Genomic DNA, 17,122 nt, shown 5'->3' with positions numbered 1-17,122 from the left:
TTATCTTGCCTCGCTTCCGCCACGTTTGACCGGGGCGTGCCGCAATCTCGACAGCGATTCCTGACACATTCCGGCAGCGGTGATTCGCCGCCCGATTTGAGGATGCCCGACCATGATCCGGTCGCCCGTTTCAGGAATTGGTTTCGGACTGCGGTCCGCGCGTGTTGCATCGTCCCGACTGACGAACGCCATCGCCGCCTCGCTCGCGGTGGCGTCGCTGTCATTGTGCCTGCTCGTCACCGTCACGGCGCTGTCGATCAAGGTCGTGGCTGCCATGCCGATTGCTGGCTGAGCCACTTTTCCCTGCGCACCGAGATTACCCCGCGGCCGCGCGCTGACGCGCGCGGTGGAGATACACGGATGAAAACGTCTCTCGTTGTGGTTTCAGCGTCGCTGACGCTCGCGATCATCCTCGTCGCAGGATTTCTGATCGCGACACAGGCGCGCGGCCATAACTCTTACGACGACGGCACTCACGACCATTTATGGAAAATGAAGAACGCGCCGGCGGCGATGAAGGCAAAGCCGATCGCGTGATTCCAGCCCAGCGGCTCCTTCAGATACAGCACCGAGAATCCGGCGAACACAATGAGCGTGATCACCTCCTGCATCGTCTTGAGCTGTGCCGCGGAATAGACCGCGCTGCCCCAGCGGTTGGCCGGCACGGCGATGCAGTACTCGAAGAAAGCGATGCCCCAGCTCACCATGATGACCAGCGGCAGCGAGTGTTCCTTGTATTTCAGATGCCCGTACCAGGCGAACGTCATGAAGACATTGGACATCAGAAGCAGGATGAACGGCTGCAACGCGGGAGAGATGGCAATGGGCATGGGTATCCTTTCGGGCGGCGATTTACCGGATTCTGGCCCGTGATGTTGAAGGCAACAAGGCCGCGACGCCGCCCCATAGCAGGAATCGCCCTGTGGACAACTCATCCTGTCACAACCCTGTTACGTCCGGTCCCTAGCCTCCTGGATGCGCACGATCCGCCCCGTCACAGATCGTGCGTTCGAGCGGTCCCCGGCCGCGTAAATCCCCTCTGCGCTGTATCCGGCCGGGGCCGCGCCTTTTTTTCATCCGCACCTGTGCTGGTCCGTTCCGCTTTCGCGGGTTGCGATGCATCCGGTATGATACGGTTCGATGCTTCAACCATGACGCCACGTTCCCAGAGACCGACACGCACTTCATGATCCGCACCGTCACCACCAGCGCCCTGCTGTTTCTCGTCGCCCTCGTGCTGTTGCCGTTTCAACTGGCCGGCATCCTGCTCAACAGCAGAATCCAGCGCATCGTGCCGAACCTGTTTCATCGCGCCGCCTGCGCCATCATCGGCATCCGCATCACGCAGACCGGCGAGCGCACACGCGAAAGCCCGGTGCTGATCCTGTCGAACCATGCCTCGTGGCTCGACATCACCGTGCTCGGCGCGGTCGCGCCGGTGGTATTCGTCGCAAAATCCGAAGTCGCGAACTGGCCGCTGTTCGGCCAGTTGGCGAAATTGCAGCGCACGGTTTTCGTCGAGCGCGAACGCCGCCACAAGACCGGCGATGCCGCGCGCGCGATGGGCGACCGCCTGCTCGGCGGCGACGCCGTGGTGCTGTTTCCCGAAGGCACCTCGAGCGATGGCATCCGCATCCTGCCGTTTCGCTCCGCGCTGATCGGCGCTGTGCATCACGCCATCGGCGATTCCACCCATCACGATCGCGTCACCGTGCAGCCGGTGTCGATCGCCTATGTCCGCTATGGCGGCGTGCCGGTCGGCCGCGCGCTACGCGACAAGGTGGCGTGGTACGGCGAGGCCGAACTGGTGCCGCACCTGCTGAACATTCTGGCGACCGGCGCAGTCGACGTCACGGTGAGCTGGGGCGAAGCCGTCGGCTACGGCATGACCGCGAACCGCAAGGAGATCGCGCGGGACGCCGAAACCGCGGTGCGGCGGATGACGGCACGCGCTTTGCGCTCGCCTCCGGCGCAGCCGTCAGATACGGAAGAAGGGCTGCGTCCGGCCGTTCCGGCTTTCGACCAGACCTGACGGGTACGATCATGGAAATACGAAATCTCGGCGGCTCCGGCCTGCGTGTGTCCGCCGTTGGCCTCGGCTGCAACAATTTCGGCCAGCGCACCGACCTCGAAACCTCGCGCAAGGTGATCCACAAGGCCATCGATCTCGGCATCACGCTGTTCGACACCGCCGATATCTATGCCGGGCGCGGTGGCTCGGAGACCGTGCTGGGCGAAGTGCTCGGCGATCGCCGCAAGGACATCGTGCTGGCGACGAAGTACTCCAAGGCAATGGCCGACGACGGCACCAAACAGGGTGCATCGCGCCGCTACATCATGAGCGCGGTGGAGGACAGCCTGCGCCGCCTGAAGACCGATTACATCGATCTCTATCAGCAGCACGATTTCGATCCGCTGACCCCCATCGAAGAGACCCTCCGCGCGCTGGAAGACCTGATCCGTCAGGGCAAGGTGCGTTACATCGGCTGCTCGAACTTTCCGGCCTGGCGCATCGCCGAGGCGCAATTCACCGCGCGTGGCATCAACACCCATGCCTTCGTGTCGTGCCAGGACGAGTACAGCCTGATCGTGCGCGACAACGAGAAGGATCTGTTTCCGGCGGCGCAGGCCTACAATCTCGGGCTGCTGCCGTTCTTCCCGCTGGCGAGCGGACTGCTGACCGGAAAATACAAACGCGGCGAAACTGCGCCCGCCGATACGCGCTTCGCCAAGATGAAGTATCTCAGCGACCGCTACATGACCGACAAAAATCTCGACATCGTGCAGAAGCTTCAGGACTTCGTGAACGCGCGCGGCAAGACCATGCTGGAGCTGGCGTTCTCGTGGCTGGCGGCGCGGCCGCAGGTGTCGAGCGTGATTGCCGGCGCCACCCGCGTCGAGCAGATCGAACAGAACGTCAAGGCCATCGGCTGGAAGCTGACGCCGGAGGAGATGGCGGAGATCGACGGGATTACGATGGGGTGAATGAGTTGCGATCGATCCGCAGGGACATCCCTCCCCTCGATGGGGAGGGTTGCTGACCGAAGGTCAGCCGGGTGGGGTGACCGATAAAAATGCCGAATGAGCGGGCCAGAGAACTCCGAAAGCGGCTAACGCCGCAAGAGGTGAAGCTTTGGGTAAGGCTCCGCGGTCTAAAGCCTCTGGGCCTTCATTTCCGCAGACAAGCGCCCATCGGTCCCTTCATCGTCGACTTCGTTTGTTTTCGGTGTCATCTGATTGTTGAAGCAGATGGCGGACAGCACGGCATGGCCCCGCATATTTCAAAAGATTCACATCGCGATGATTTTCTGAAATCTTACGGCTTTCAGATTCTGCGATTCTGGAACTCCGACATAGATCATCACCTTGATGGAGTTGTTGAGACTATCGTTGCTGAGCTAAAGAACCCCCACCCCGACCGGCTAACGCCGGCCGACCCTCCCCACAAGGGGGAGGGATAACAGGCGGTTGTTACACCACCAGCCCCTGCATTGCCTTGACCGCGCCGCTATCCGGAAACACCGCATCCGCCAGCACGCGCTCGCCGAGCCCGAGGTGATCGCGCAGCACGCCCTTGATGACGCCGCGCAGATCGGCCGTCGGCTTGAGATCGCGGTTCTCATAGAGATTGGCCATCTTCAGTCCTGGCCAGTCCGAAATCATCCGACCGCCGTTGACCGCGCCGCCCGCGAGCAGCGCCACGGTGCCGGTGCCGTGATCGGTGCCGTCGGTGCCGTTGATCCGCGCGGTGCGGCCGAACTCGGTGGCGACCACGATCACCGTGTCGCGCCAGCGCTCGCCGAGACCAGTCTCGAATTCCGCCAGCGCACCGTCGAGACCCGCGAGCAACTGCGCCAGCCGTCCCACCGCCCCGCCTTCATTGGCGTGGGTGTCCCAGCCGTCGAACGCCAGCGCAGCGATACGCGGGCCGTCATCCGCTGCCATCAGGCGCGCCGCGCCCTTGGCAGCGAGCCGCATCGCGCCCGCGCCGTTCATGCCGGGCTTCGGCTTCATGGCATCGTCGCGCGCCGCGATCCTGCCGATCTGCAAGCCCTGCGACAGCGCCGCCGCCAATGCCGGATCGCGGTGGGTATAGAGATTGACAAGGCGCATCGCGGTGTCGTCGGCGGCTTGCGGCAGATACGGCGGCACCCAGCCGACCGTCGGCGCGGCCCCGCGCAGCACCAGCGGCGTGGTGGGGCCGACCGCAAGTCCGCTCATCACGCGCTCGCCGCGCGGCAACGCCTCCAGCGCGCGATTGAGCCAACCGCTTTGCACGCGGCCCGGGCCACTGAGGCCGCTTTCCAGCACATCCTGCCCGTCGAAATGCGAGCGCTCGCGATACGGCGTCGCCACCGCGTGAACCACCGCGGCTTTCCTGTCCCTGTACATCCGCGCGAACTCCGGCATTGACGGATGCAGCGCGAAGAATGAATCGAGCGCGGTCGCGGCATGTGGGCCATCGAGCGACAGCGCGATCGATCCATGCAGCCCGGCATAATCGGGATCGCCGACCGGCGCGACGGTGGCAAGACCATCGAGCGCGCCGCGCAGGATGATGGTGACAAAGCGCGGATCGCGGCCATCCTTGGCGCGCGCGAATTTCGGCAGGTAGGCCCAGGCCGCGAAGGTCGCCGATCCGAGCAGCAACGAGCGGCGCGTCAGCCCGCGCACGGTATGGCTTTCGCAGCAGCCGGACGAAAAGCTGGACATGCTCATCTCCTCTGGAACTCGGGCGACATCAGCAGCAGCGCAAAGGCCTGCTGCTTGGATTCCGCGCGCTCGATGGTTTGCCGCGTCTCGGTTGACGCAGCCTCGCCCGCCACGACATCGAGCAGCGCGCGCGGATCGAAACTGTCGGCGGCGCGCGACGAAATCTGCGACGCGATGTCGAGCCGGAGCTTGATGCCTTCCGGCGCGGCCCAGGCTGCGTTGGTGTCGGCGAATCCGTTAGGTCCGGCCGGCGTCCACAGCGGCTGGCCGAGCACATTGAGACCGCCGAGATAGCGCTGCGGGTCCTCGGGGATGCGCCCCATCATCCGTCCGGCCGCCACCAGATATTCATACGGCATCCGGATCTTGGTCATTGGCGCGCGCCACGCCTCGTCGGCATCGACAAGCGCCAGCGTCATCGCATGCAGATCGCCGCCGGACTTGCGGAACGTGCTTTCGAGCTTCGCCACCAGCGCCGGCGGCGGGTCGTCAGCGATGAAATGGCGCACGAATTTTGTCGCGATGAATTTCGCGGTCGCCGGATGCCGCGCGATGTCGGCCAGCGCTGCCTCGCCCTGTGCAAGGCCGGTGTCTTCATAGACCTTGCCGAGCAGCTTTTGCGGCCCGGGCTCATGGGCGTTGGCGAAGAAAATGAAAGTGCCGGGCGCTCCCAGCTTTGCCTGCCGCCCGGCGAAGGTCCAGCCGGTGATGATGCGCGCCAGCGCCGTCACGTCGGCCTGGGTGTAGCCGCCGTTCACGCCGAGCGTATGCAGTTCCATGATCTCGCGGGCGAGATTTTCGTTCAGGCCCTTCCTGCGATTCTGTCCGGCGCGCGAGTCCGGCCCGATCGACTGCTGGTTGTCGAGAAAAAAGATCATCGCCGGATGCTGCTCGACCGCGCGCAGCATCTCGCCGAAGTTGCCCAGCACGTGCGGGCGGATCGCTTCGCGCTCGAATGCGCCGGACCACATCCGCGCCAGTTCGCCCTTGTTGGCGGAGGTGCAGAAATGGTTCGACCAGAACGTCACCAGCCGCTCGACAAATCCACTCTCCGCCATGGTGGCGCGCTGGAGCCGCGCCAGCGCTTCGGCGCGGAAGGTCTTCTGGATGATGTTGAGCGGCTTCGGCGGCTCCTTGGGCGATTCCTTGGCGGGCGAAGCGTTCTGCATCGCCGGCTGCATGGCGTCGGGCGGCGTCATTGCCTTGGCCGCCGGGCCGGATGTCGCATCCGCCTTCATATCCGGTTTGGCTTCGGCGGCTTTCGCCTCCGGCATGCCCCCCGGCGAGGACGCCATCGCCTGCGCCGTTTTCGCGGCGGCCTCGCGCTGCTGCTTCACGTCTTTCTGATAATCGAACACCGCCTGCGCCAGCGCCGGTGTCGGCTGCAAACCCGGCGCATCGAGCAGCGCCGCGTTGGGCCGGCCCAGTTCCGCCTTCACAAAGCCGCGCGGATCGGAGGCTGCGCTGGAAAAATCGCTGGCTGCGCCGCCGCGCGCGCCGAAGCCGAACCGGTTGAGTGCGATGAGAGCGCCTTGCGGATCACGCGCCATTGCCGGGTCTCACGGTTGATCTCGCCAACGGGTTGGCCACATATGAATCGACGGAATGGACTATGCGCCCCAAGCGCCTGAACGTCACATGAAGGATTCGGCAAGAAAGTGAACGGCATCGTGACAAAACTGTCAGAAAGTCCCGCAGCGCAACGCGCCCTGACCTGTCCGCGTTGCGGAACGGCGTTCACCTGCGACCTGTCCGGGCATTGCTGGTGCATGGACGAGACCGCGAAGCTGCCGATGCCCACTGAGGGCGGGGATTGTCTGTGTCAGGCGTGCCTGCGGGCGGCGGCCGCGAACGCTGAGCCGTAAAATTAGAAAAAATTGTCGCGGCGAAATTGACCGGCTCGTTACCCTGCCTGTTCCGGGCACCTGACGATACGCGGCGCGTTAACGGACACGCGGATAGGTTGCGGCCTGTCGCAGTCCGGAATGTCCCATGAGCCGGTTCATACTTTATGTAGGCATGGCGTTTGTCACCGCGTTCGTCGGTGTGTCTTGGGGCGTGCGCGGGTTTCCGATGTGGTCGCACCGCCCGGTCACACAATTGCAGCCGACCATCACGTCGACGTTCGGAGACACCCGGGAAACAGAGGAAGACCGCAATCGCAAGGGGGCGATCAATCTCGCAGAGAAGATCGCCAATCCCGCTCTCGACAAATTGCGTCTCGATACCTTGCAGGCGGCAAATGCCTATTCGCTCTCGCCCTGCGACAAAACCATCAAGGCTAACCTGGTCGCCGCGCTCACAGCCTACACACAGGCCTGGCAGCGCACGCTCAACTGTTCGGGTCCCCGGATGTTTTGCAAGGATGCTGATATGCTCCGAGCGACATCGACTTTCTCGACATCGCTCGACAAGCGGGTCAAGGAAGCGCTGGACAGCGCCTTCGAACAAAAAGGTATCGTGAAAGCCGACTTCCCGCCCTCGGTTCAGTTCGACTTGCTTCAATTTGCAGGACCGAATTTCTGGTCCGGTGAATCTCCGGTGTGCGCCCGTCTCGCCGCAACGGGCAGGCCGCCGAATTGAAGCGCGCGTGGTTCATTTTGTGGGCCATCGTGATCTGGCAGATCGCGGGATGGACATTTGGACAAGCGCCAGCACCGCCTCCGAAGCCGCCGGAAATCGATCCGCGTACCAATTCGACTGAAAAATACACCGTCGAGGGGCGCAACAAGCAGAGGCAGGATGGCCTGCGCGCGCTCGAGATTCCGTGGAGCCGCATCTGTACCGAGGAAGGCCGCAAGGAGTTTGCAGGCGGCCTTGGTCACTATTACTACCATCGGCAAAACCAGATGGAGCGTTATCCGGAAAATTTCGGCAAGTCCGGCGCGGCATATATCGCGCAGCAGTGGTCGAGCACCGATGACCGGCGCATCGATCGGTTGACGCAGGAAGCTTACGCGCGCGGCTATCTCAAGCCTGACGATTTCGAGGCTGTGGCGCGCAAGCTGATCGTCGCTGTCGTGAAAAACGAGCGCGTCACCGGCAAAGGCTGCGCACGCTAGAGCCTACACCGCATAACCCGGCGACTTCCGCGCCATGCCGCCGAACGCATCGAGCAGCTTTTCGCGCCAGGCGTAAATCGGATCGTCTTCCGTTAGCAGCTTGAACGGGCTGGTCGCGCGCGCCCACTGGAACGGGCCGAACACGATATAGTCGGCGTAGTTCGGCGACGCGCCGCCGATGTAGGGCTGCGTCTTCAGTGTCAGCCGCATCGGGTTGAGGCTCTGGCGAAACGCCTCGACCGCCTCATCGCGATTGGCCGCCGCCTGCTCGAGCGTTTTGCCGAGACGCGCTTCGCGGGTTTTGCGGAAATAGGCCTGATCGGCGGGACGCAGCAGACCGTGAATGTCCACCGCGATCATCGGGAAGATGCCGCCGAGGACGACCGTATCGCCCCACCAGTTCAGCATCCGGCCCATGGCGCGGCCGCCCTCGCCGCCGAACAGCGAGGGACGATCGGGATAGGTGTCTTCGAGATAGTTCGCGATCGCCCACGAGTCGGCGACCGACGTGTCGCCGTCGATCAGCACCGGCACCTTGTCCGACTGATGCGGCGCGATGGCGTCTTTTTCGGTGAAACGCCACGGAATGGTTTCCGCCTTGATGTCCTTGTGCGCCAGCGCCATGCGCGTGCGCCAGCAATAGGGACTGAACACGCGGTCGGATTCCGTGCCGCACAGTTCGAAAAGTTTACGGGTCGCGGTCATCGCGTCAGCCCTTCACAACCGCGGCGGTCTGCCCGAACAGCACCTTCTTCTGCTCGTCGGTGAAGGTCTTTCCGAGGTTGGAATTGATCCTCGGTCCGATCTCATAAGCGCGCACGGTGGCGGGTTTCGCCTTGATCGCCTCGAACCAGCGCTTGAGATGCGGGAAGTCTTCGAGTTTCTGACCCTGCCGCTCATAAGGCACGATCCACGGATAGGCCGCCATGTCCGCGATGGAATAATCGCCGGCGACATACTCGCGATCCGCGAGCCGCTTGTTGAGCACGCCATAGAGCCGGTTGGTCTCGCTAACGTAGCGGTTGATCGCGTAGGGAATTTTCTCGGGCGCATAGGCGCTGAAGTGATGATTCTGTCCGGCCATCGGGCCGAGGCCGCCCATCTGCCACATCAGCCATTGCAGCACATCGAAGCGCTTGCGCAGGTCGGACGGCATGAACTTGCCGGTCTTTTCCGCGAGATAGATCAGGATCGCACCGGATTCGAAGATCTTCACCGGCGCGCCACCATCCGCAGGCGACTGGTCAATCATCGCGGGCATGCGATTGTTCGGCGAGAACGCCAGGAACTCCGGCTTGAACTGGTCGCCGGTGCCGATGTTGATCGGGTGAATTGTGTAAGCGAGGCCGGTCTCTTCGAGAAACATCGTGATCTTGTGGCCATTCGGCGTCGGCCAATAATAGAGATCGATCATCTTGCTATCCTTGAATTGGGCATCTGGCAGAGGTCGCAAAGTCAATGCGATTGCATGAACCTTGCGCTTCGCGCGTGCGAAGTCAATGCCGCGCGATGCATATCAAATATATTTCATTCGTTCAGAACGCATGATCGTGAAAGATTTTCATCGCTCCTGCCAAAACTAAGAACAGTCCCTCTCGCATCCCGAAGATAGAGTTCCGGCAAACCCGCGCTCAGGGTCAGGAAAGGTCGATGATGACAAAAGAATTTGCACGGCGCGATTTCCTCAAACTCTCCACCGCCATGGGGCTGGCCGCGACCGGCGGCTTCTCCTGCATCGGCGTTGCCAGTGCCGCGCCGATTCAGGTGCCGACCATCGACAAGCTGTCGATCCGCGTGCTGGTCGATCAGCAGCATGACCAGTTCCTGAAGGGCTCGACCGTGAACGGCGTCGTTCACGAAGGGCCCGGCGGCGGCCGCAGCGCCGATGCGCGCAACGTCCTGCATAACGAATGGGGCCTGTCGCTGTTTCTGGAATCGCAGCGCGAACAGGAACAGCGCAACATCCTGCTGGATTTCGGCTACACCTCACCCGCCATCATCAACAATATCGGCCTGCTCAAGGTCGATCCGGCGAAACTGAACGCACTGATCGTCAGCCACGGCCATATCGATCACTACGGCGGCCTGATCGGCTTCCTCGAAAAATATCGCAGCGTGCTTCCCGCCGACGTGAAGCTCTATGCCGGCGGCGAGGACAATTTCTGTCACCGCGTCGGCCGCGCCTCCACCGGCCAGTTCGGCGAAGGCGGCGTGCTGGATCGCAAGCAGATCACGGCGCAAAAAGTCCAGACCGTACTCTGCGAAACCCCAACCGTGATCGAGGGCCATGCCTTCACCACCGGCAAGATCAAGCGGAACAGCGTCGAGAAGATCCTGCCGAACACCTTCGTCGACTACAAACCGGAAAGCGCAGGCTGCGACTACGGCCACTACACCGCCGCCGAATTGCAAGGCAACTTCGTTCCGGACGAGCATGTCCACGAGCACGCGACCTGCTTCAACATCCGCGGCAAGGGGCTTGTCGTCATCAGTTCCTGCGGCCATGTCGGCATCGTCAATTCGGTGCGGCAGGCGCAGGAAATCTCCGGTGTGCAGAAGGTTCACGCCGTGGTCGGCGGCTTCCATCTGGGGCCAGCGCCGGCCGATTACCTCAAGCAGATCGTCGGGGAGATCAAGGCGCTCCAGCCGGATGTGGTGATCCCGATGCATTGCAGCGGACTGAACTTCCTGCTCGAAGCGCGCGCGCAGATGCCGGACAACGTCATCAACGTCTCGACCGGCAGCAAGCTGATCTTCAGCGCGTGAGCACGCGCGGATTCCGTGCAACTTGCCACATGGGCGGCGCGGCCGTCATGTCCGCGCTGCTGTTCGGTCTTTGGATCGCGACTCCCGCATCTGCACAAAGCTCATCCCGCTCCGCCGCCGAACTGATGGACGCGGTGATGTGGAATCGCGAGCCGATCGGCGGCGCGTTCGCGCTCAAGGACCAGACCGGCAAGACCCGCACCGATGCCGATTTCCGCGGCCAGCTCATGCTGGTCTATTTCGGCTTCACCTATTGCCCCGACATCTGCCCGACCGATCTCCAGCAAATCGGGCTGGCGATGGAGCAACTCGGTGCGAACGCGGCGAAGGTTCAGCCGCTGTTTGTCACGCTCGATCCGGAGCGCGACACGGTGGAACACCTCGCGCAATATGTACCGCTGTTTCATCCGCGACTGCTCGGCCTCACCGGCAACATCAAGGACGTGTCACAAGCCGCGGATGCCTACAGGGTCTATTACAAACGGGTCTCAACAGGTTCAAAACCGGACGACTACACCGTGGACCACTCGGCGTTCATCTATCTGATCGGCCGCGACGGAAAATATCTCGGCTTCTTTCCACCCGGCACCGACGCCGCGAAGATGGTCGGGATGATCAGGCCGCATCTGAAGGGCGGCGCGGAGCGGTAGATAACAGGACTCGCCTCGGTCGAACTCACCGACTCCAGCTTCTTCTGACATCAATTGGGCGCGCGTTCCACCTCCACCCTTGCTCCTGCTTTAGAGAGCCTGGCAGCAAGATCATTTGCCTTTCCCGGTGGCCACCGGTCGTTCGCGATATGGATGACACCGCCCGTTATCGGATCGCGAATGACTGCCTTCATGAGAGACTCGCCGTCGAGGCGAATCTCCACGCGATAGCCCAAGTTGCTGTTGCTGAAATCGCCAAAAGCCTTCCTCGATGCGTCAGTGAATGTCACTTTAACAATAGGTGCTTCGGTCCTTGGATCACGGCTTGCCTGAGCGCTGGCAACCTCAAGAGAAAGAGGCTCAGCGACGCCTGGCGAAACAAAGAACAAACTCGAAGCCAACACTAACAACGTCCGGGTTTTTACGAACTTCAAAGCAATCACCATTTGATCAGTATTGTCATCCCTACTCCACCGCCGCCTTCTTCGGCTCCACGACCTCGAATCCGGTCGAGAATTCATCGAGCAAGCCGAACAGTTCGCGCAGCTTCAGCGGATTGCCCCCAACCGAGACGTCGCCGGTCACAACGCTACCTAGGAACGTCCGCTGCTTCAGCGTGATGGCGTCGAACGCGGCGCGGGTCAGCGTCACGCTGGCGTTCGCCTTGTCGGAGAGCTTGCCTGCGGTGTGGGTCAGTGCGGAGTTCTCCAGGTTCATCACATAGGTCTGATTGAGATCGGTGAAGGTCCAGTTGATGACGATGGTCTTGCCTTCCGCCTTCGCCGCATTGAGCCGCACGCCGAGGAAATCGAACGCGAGATCGATGGAAATGCCTTTCAGCAATTCCGCGTTCACCAGCGCAGGCGGCTGCGGGCCGACGCCGCTTCGCAATTCCAGCGCTCCGAGCAGATAGGCGTTGCGCCATGTCGCGGCCTCGCTCTGATAGCCGAGCTGTTCGAGCGCATCGGCGCCAAGCTCGCGCGCCTCTTTATTTGCCGGATCGGCAAACACCACCTGGCTCATCACACTGGCGACCCAGCGATACTGCCCGGCCTTGAAGTCGTCGCGCGCGCGCTTGATCGTGGCGTCCGCGCCGCCCATGTACTCGACCTGCTTCTTCGCATATTCCGTGCGCGGCAGCGGGTTGAGATCGGCTGGATTGGCGTCGTACCAGCCGAGATAGAACTGATAGACCGCCTTGGCGTTATGGCTCAGCGTTCCGTAATAGCCGCGCGCGGCCCAGTCATTGGCCAGCGACGGCGGCAGCTTCAGCCGCTCGGCGATTTCGGTCGATGTCAGGCCATGGTTGAGCAGCCGCACGGTCTGGTCGTGGATGAACTTGTAGAGATCGCGCTGCTTCTTCAGAAACGAAACGATGCGCGCGTTGCCCCAGATCGGCCAGTGATGCTGCGCGATCACGGCGTCGGTCCTGTCGCCGTAGCGTTCGATCGCCTCGCCGATGTATTTCGACCAGAGACGGCCATCGCGGATCTCCGCTCCGCGCAGCGTGTAAAGATTGTGCATGTTGTGAGTGGCGTCTTCCGCCATGTTCAGCAGTTTGAACTGCGGGAAGTACATGATCATCTCGGAGGGCGCTTCGGAGCCCGGCACCAGATGAAACTCGATCTCGACGCCGTCGACATTGCGCGTCTCGTAGGACTGCTTGATCACGTCGTTCGGCGGAATCAGCGAGATGGAGCCCCGCGCCAGCGCCTTGCCCAGGCCAGTGTCGATCTGCGCCCGGTCGCCGACCGGCAGCGCGCTACCGAACTGATACTGCGCACGGCGTGACATCGCGTTACCTGCGATGACGTTCTCGGCCACCGCATGCTCCATGAAGCCGTCCGGCGCGATCACTTTCACTTTGCCTTGCCTGGCGTCGTCTTCGGTGATGACACCCTTGGCGCCGCCGAAATGATCCGCATGGCTGTGGGTGTAGATTACCGCGGCAACGGGTCTGGCGGGCCGGTTCTTGAGATACAGATCGAGCGCCGCCTTCGCCGTCTCGTTGGACAGCAGCGGATCGATCAGGATCAGGCCACTGTCGCCCTCGATGATGGTGAGGTTCGAGAGATCTATGCCGCGCACCTGATAGACGCGCTCAGTGACCTTGAAGAGGCCGTTGATGGCATTGAGCTGCGCCTGCCGCCACAAGCTGGGATTCACCGTCGCCGGCACCTGATCGTTCTTCAGGAAGTCGTATTGCCTGGTATCGAACGCCGGTTTGTCATCCAGGCCGGGGACGATTCCATCCGGCAGCGTGGCGATGAAGCCGCGCCTCGCATCTTCGAAATCGGCGCGGTCGTTGAACGGCAGTGTCTTGAGAAAGGCGTCGTTGACCGCGCGGCTGGCGGGCTCGGCGTCCTTCGATTGAGCAAATGCGGACGAAAATGGCGCGATGGCAAAAAGACTGGCAGCCAGCAGGCTGGCGATGCGCAATGACGACATGAAACACTCCCGGACTGCCGCGTGGTCCTCGGCAATCGCCACGCGTTGGTTCCAGCCTATCAGGACAAATGCGTAAACTTCACAGCAAACTTCACTGAGAAAATGCCCTTTTCTCTCCGCACTCCGCGCCCCATATTCCGGCCATGGCGAAGAACCCCGATTCCCCGAAGAAGCCTCCCAAAACTCCGAAATCGAAAGCACATCGTCCCGATGTGCAGCCGATCGGCCCCGCGCTGGCGGAGCTTTTGAATCCGGCGATCAATCGCGGCGATGCAGGCATGGGCTCTGGTACCGGCCTGCAGCAGCCGCCGGACAATTCGAAGGACCGCCGCTCCGGCGGCGAGGCCGCGATCCATCGCGCGCGAAAATCGACGCCGAAGAAATTCGATGCTTCTTCCTCCCCTCCCCCTCGCGGGGAGGGGTCGGGGGTGGGGGGAAATGCGAAATCTGAAAACGCAGCTTACCCCCCTCCCCAACCCTCCCCCGCAAGGGGGGAGGGAGTAGAAAGCACCGCCTCCCCCCTCAAGGGGGAGGTGAAGCAAGAGGGCTTCGCCGAAGCGCCGCAAGGAAACTATCAAGCCAACTACGGCACCAGCGCACCGATCCCGACGCTCGATCCGGAACTGGCGAAACAGCTCGGCTATGATGTCGACGATGACGACTCATTCCGTCCCGCGCGCAACAGGATGGAATCGCTGGGCGTGCAGGCGACCGCTGACGCGCTGGAAAACCTGATCCGCGATGGCCGTCCGGAATTCCGCGGCGAAGGCGGCGAGGTCAAGGTCTGGGCGCCGCACCGCCCGCCCCGCCCGGAGAAGTCCGAAGGCGGCGTGCGCTTTGAACTGAAATCCGATTACGAGCCAAAGGGCGACCAGCCGACGGCGATCAAGGAGCTTGTCGAGGGCATCCAGCGCAACGACCGCACCCAGGTGCTGCTCGGCGTCACCGGCTCCGGCAAGACCTACACCATGGCGCAGGTGATCGAGGCCACCCAAAGACCCGCGATCATTCTCGCGCCGAACAAGACCTTGGCGGCGCAGCTCTACGGCGAGTTCAAGAATTTCTTCCCCGACAACGCGGTGGAGTATTTCGTCTCGTATTACGACTACTACCAGCCCGAAGCCTACGTGCCGCGCACCGACACCTATATCGAGAAGGATTCCTCGATCAACGAGCAGATCGACCGGATGCGCCACTCGGCGACGCGTGCGCTCTTGGAGCGCGACGACGTCATCATCGTGGCCTCGGTATCGTGCATCTACGGTATCGGCTCGGTGGAAACCTATACCGCGATGACATTCGCGATGAAGCGCGGCGAACGCATCGACCAGCGCCAGCTGATCGCCGACCTGGTCGCGCTGCAATACAAGCGCACCTCGGCGGACTTCACCCGCGGCACCTTCCGCGTGCGCGGCGACGTCATCGATATCTTCCCGGCGCACTATGAAGACCGCGCCTGGCGAGTCAACATGTTCGGCGACACCATCGAGACCATCGAGGAGTTCGATCCGCTCACCGGCCACAAGCAGGACGAGCTTGAATTCATCAAGATCTACGCCAACTCGCACTATGTGACGCCCCGGCCGACGCTGATCCAGGCCATCAAGGGCATCAAGAGCGAGTTGAAGTGGCGGCTCGACCAGCTGAACGCGCAGGGCCGCCTGCTCGAAGCGCAGCGCCTCGAACAGCGCACCACCTTCGATCTCGAAATGATGGAAGCGACCGGAAGCTGCGCCGGCATCGAGAACTATTCGCGCTATCTCACCGGCCGCAAGCCGGGCGAACCGCCCCCGACGCTGTTCGAATATGTCCCCGACAATGCGCTGGTGTTCGCGGACGAAAGCCACGTCAGCGTGCCGCAGATCGGCGCGATGTTCAAAGGCGACTTCCGCCGCAAGGCGACGCTGGCGGAATACGGTTTCCGCCTGCCGTCCTGCATGGACAACCGTCCGCTGCGCTTTGAAGAGTGGGACATGATGCGCCCGCAATCGGTCGCGGTGTCGGCGACGCCGGGCGGCTGGGAGTTGAACGAGAGCGGCGGCGTATTCGTCGAGCAGGTCATCCGCCCGACAGGACTGATTGATCCGCCGGTGAACATCCGCCCGGCCCGCACCCAGGTCGACGATCTGGTCGGCGAGGTCCGCGAGACCGCGCGCAACGGCTATCGCTCGCTCATCACGGTGCTCACCAAACGGATGGCGGAAGACCTCACCGAATACCTGCACGAGCAGGGCATCCGCGTGCGCTACATGCATTCGGACATCGACACCATCGAACGCATCGAGATCATTCGTGACCTGCGGCTTGGCGCATTCGATGCACTGGTCGGCATCAACCTGCTGCGCGAAGGCCTCGACATTCCCGAATGCGCGCTGGTTGCCATTCTCGACGCCGACAAGGAAGGTTTCCTGCGTTCGGAGACATCGCTGATCCAGACCATCGGCCGCGCCGCGCGCAACGTCGACGGCAAAGTCATTCTCTATGCCGACCAGATCACCGGCTCGATGGAGCGCGCCATCGCCGAAACCGACCGCCGCCGCGAGAAGCAGGTCGAATACAACACCGCCCACGGCATCACGCCGGAAAGCATCAAGCGCGACATCGGCGACATTCTCGGCAGCGTCTATGAGCGCGACCATGTGCTGGTGGAAATCGGCGACGGCGGCATGGCCGACGACGCGGTCGCCATCGGGCACAATTTCGAGGCGGTGCTGGCCGATCTCGAAACCCGGATGCGCGAGGCCGCCGCCGATCTCAACTTCGAGGAAGCCGCACGGCTGCGCGACGAGGTGAAGCGTCTGCGCGCCACCGAACTGGCCGTGGTGGACGATCCGACCATCAAGCAGCGGGGCGTCGCGGCGAAAGCCGGCGCTTACGCAGGCAAGAAGAAGTACGGCGACGCCGCGAACCTCCCGGCGCAACTGGACAAGGCCGCCGCGCGCAACAAATCCCGCGCACGCAAGCCGACGCTGGACTCTTCTTCTCCCTCCCCCCTTGCGGGGGAGGGTCGGGGTGGGGGGACCACGGGTGCATCATCTCGTGTTCGTAAACCCACTCTCGATGAAATGGGCCCGGGCCCGGAAAGCAAGATTTTCCAGCCGACCAACTCGCGCCAGTCCGGCCCGGAGTTCTCGGGCCGCTCCACCGGCGGCGCGCCGGGCAAGCGCGGCGGATGGAAGAAGAGGTGAATACCGGAAGCACGCAACCTACACCATTTACTATTGCAAATTTCTACCTAGAATACGCTCATCTGGGGCGGGCTAATTTGACAGATGCGATTTTGGTTTGGACAGTTTTTCTCGAATGGCGGATTTCATAGACGCGCATTCGAAGAAGTTTTAGTCGTCGCGCTCGTCTCGATTTTTCCGCTAGTTATTCTGCCATTCATCGCAAGCGCTCGGTCATCCTGACCTGCTCCCCTGAAACGCCCCCGATTATAAGTTAGGGTTCTGTTCTCCAATCGAGGAGACGGACGATGCGTAA

At 62.4% G+C, this 17,122-nt stretch carries 17 protein-coding genes; 10 read left to right on the top strand and 7 right to left on the bottom strand.

What is annotated here, in order from left to right; genetic code table 11:
• Positions 1-112 precede the first annotated feature (112 nt).
• Positions 113-292, top strand: a complete 180-nt coding sequence (locus tag AC1Q6J_RS20770) for a hypothetical protein (RefSeq protein ID WP_492281044.1) — start codon at positions 113-115, stop codon at positions 290-292.
• A 181-nt stretch (positions 293-473) separates the two neighbouring features.
• Here the strand turns inward: AC1Q6J_RS20770 and AC1Q6J_RS20765 are convergent, their stop codons facing one another.
• Positions 474-830, bottom strand: a complete 357-nt coding sequence (locus AC1Q6J_RS20765) for a DMT family protein (RefSeq protein ID WP_492281043.1) — start codon at positions 828-830, stop codon at positions 474-476.
• Between the two features lie 356 nt (positions 831-1,186).
• On the opposite strand from AC1Q6J_RS20765, the gene olsA reads away from it, so the two are divergent.
• From olsA to AC1Q6J_RS20750, 3 genes are all read left to right on the top strand, one after another.
• Complete coding sequence (gene olsA, locus AC1Q6J_RS20760) at positions 1,187-2,032, top strand: lyso-ornithine lipid O-acyltransferase (RefSeq protein ID WP_492281042.1); 846 nt, start codon at positions 1,187-1,189, stop codon at positions 2,030-2,032.
• An 11-nt stretch (positions 2,033-2,043) separates the two neighbouring features.
• Positions 2,044-2,985, top strand: coding sequence for an aldo/keto reductase (locus tag AC1Q6J_RS20755; RefSeq protein WP_492281041.1), 942 nt, complete (start codon positions 2,044-2,046; stop codon positions 2,983-2,985).
• Between the two features lie 89 nt (positions 2,986-3,074).
• Positions 3,075-3,461 carry an endonuclease domain-containing protein gene (locus AC1Q6J_RS20750; RefSeq protein ID WP_492281040.1) on the top strand — a complete coding sequence of 129 codons (387 nt, stop codon included), beginning with the start codon at positions 3,075-3,077 and terminating at the stop codon, positions 3,459-3,461.
• Positions 3,462-3,471: 10 nt separating this feature from the next.
• Here AC1Q6J_RS20750 and AC1Q6J_RS20745 read toward each other — a convergent pair whose 3' ends face one another.
• Entirely contained in the window at positions 3,472-4,713 is a 1,242-nt protein-coding gene (locus AC1Q6J_RS20745; protein ID WP_492281039.1) for a DUF1501 domain-containing protein, read from the bottom strand.
• Between the two features lie 2 nt (positions 4,714-4,715).
• A complete protein-coding gene (locus AC1Q6J_RS20740) occupies positions 4,716-6,263 on the bottom strand; it encodes a DUF1800 domain-containing protein (protein ID WP_492281038.1) in 1,548 nt (515 codons plus the stop codon).
• Between the two features lie 108 nt (positions 6,264-6,371).
• On the opposite strand from AC1Q6J_RS20740, the gene AC1Q6J_RS20735 reads away from it, so the two are divergent.
• The 3 genes from AC1Q6J_RS20735 (at position 6,372) to AC1Q6J_RS20725 (ending at position 7,775) form a co-directional block, all read left to right on the top strand.
• Complete coding sequence (locus tag AC1Q6J_RS20735) at positions 6,372-6,578, top strand: cysteine-rich CWC family protein (protein ID WP_492281037.1); 207 nt, start codon at positions 6,372-6,374, stop codon at positions 6,576-6,578.
• Positions 6,579-6,705: 127 nt separating this feature from the next.
• Positions 6,706-7,296 (top strand): hypothetical protein, encoded by a 591-nt coding sequence (locus AC1Q6J_RS20730; protein ID WP_492281036.1) that lies wholly within the window; start codon positions 6,706-6,708, stop codon positions 7,294-7,296.
• On the top strand, positions 7,257-7,775 hold the full coding sequence (locus tag AC1Q6J_RS20725; RefSeq protein WP_492281035.1) for a hypothetical protein: 519 nt from the start codon (positions 7,257-7,259) through the stop codon (positions 7,773-7,775). Before AC1Q6J_RS20730 ends, AC1Q6J_RS20725 begins: the two co-directional genes overlap by 40 nt.
• A 3-nt stretch (positions 7,776-7,778) precedes the next feature.
• Here AC1Q6J_RS20725 and AC1Q6J_RS20720 read toward each other — a convergent pair whose 3' ends face one another.
• Together AC1Q6J_RS20720 and AC1Q6J_RS20715 are read right to left on the bottom strand one after the other, a co-directional pair.
• Positions 7,779-8,480, bottom strand: coding sequence for a glutathione S-transferase family protein (locus AC1Q6J_RS20720; RefSeq protein WP_492281034.1), 702 nt, complete (start codon positions 8,478-8,480; stop codon positions 7,779-7,781).
• Positions 8,481-8,484: 4 nt separating this feature from the next.
• The gene (locus AC1Q6J_RS20715) at positions 8,485-9,189 is read right to left on the bottom strand and encodes a glutathione binding-like protein (protein WP_492281033.1); all 705 of its coding nucleotides are present in this window, start codon (positions 9,187-9,189) and stop codon (positions 8,485-8,487) included.
• Between the two features lie 239 nt (positions 9,190-9,428).
• On the opposite strand from AC1Q6J_RS20715, the gene AC1Q6J_RS20710 reads away from it, so the two are divergent.
• A complete protein-coding gene (locus AC1Q6J_RS20710; RefSeq protein ID WP_492281075.1) occupies positions 9,429-10,541 on the top strand; it encodes an MBL fold metallo-hydrolase in 1,113 nt (370 codons plus the stop codon).
• A gap of 47 nt (positions 10,542-10,588) precedes the next feature.
• The gene (locus AC1Q6J_RS20705) at positions 10,589-11,191 is read left to right on the top strand and encodes an SCO family protein (RefSeq protein ID WP_492281032.1); all 603 of its coding nucleotides are present in this window, start codon (positions 10,589-10,591) and stop codon (positions 11,189-11,191) included.
• Positions 11,192-11,241: 50 nt separating this feature from the next.
• Here the strand turns inward: AC1Q6J_RS20705 and AC1Q6J_RS20700 are convergent, their stop codons facing one another.
• Positions 11,242-11,637: a SecDF P1 head subdomain-containing protein gene (locus AC1Q6J_RS20700; RefSeq protein WP_492281031.1), complete on the bottom strand. Its 396-nt coding sequence runs from the start codon at positions 11,635-11,637 to the stop codon at positions 11,242-11,244.
• 19 nt (positions 11,638-11,656) lie between these two features.
• Entirely contained in the window at positions 11,657-13,639 is a 1,983-nt protein-coding gene (locus AC1Q6J_RS20695; protein WP_492281030.1) for an alkyl/aryl-sulfatase, read from the bottom strand.
• A gap of 143 nt (positions 13,640-13,782) precedes the next feature.
• Here AC1Q6J_RS20695 and uvrB point away from each other — a divergent pair, with 143 nt between their 5' ends.
• Positions 13,783-16,827, top strand: a complete 3,045-nt coding sequence (uvrB, locus tag AC1Q6J_RS20690; protein ID WP_492281029.1) for an excinuclease ABC subunit UvrB — start codon at positions 13,783-13,785, stop codon at positions 16,825-16,827.
• Positions 16,828-17,122: the final 295 nt, after the last annotated feature.

This window comes from Afipia sp. MLSD5-FHT05B12, from assembly GCF_058793355.1.
This window is presented reverse-complemented; position numbering and strand designations above follow the sequence as displayed.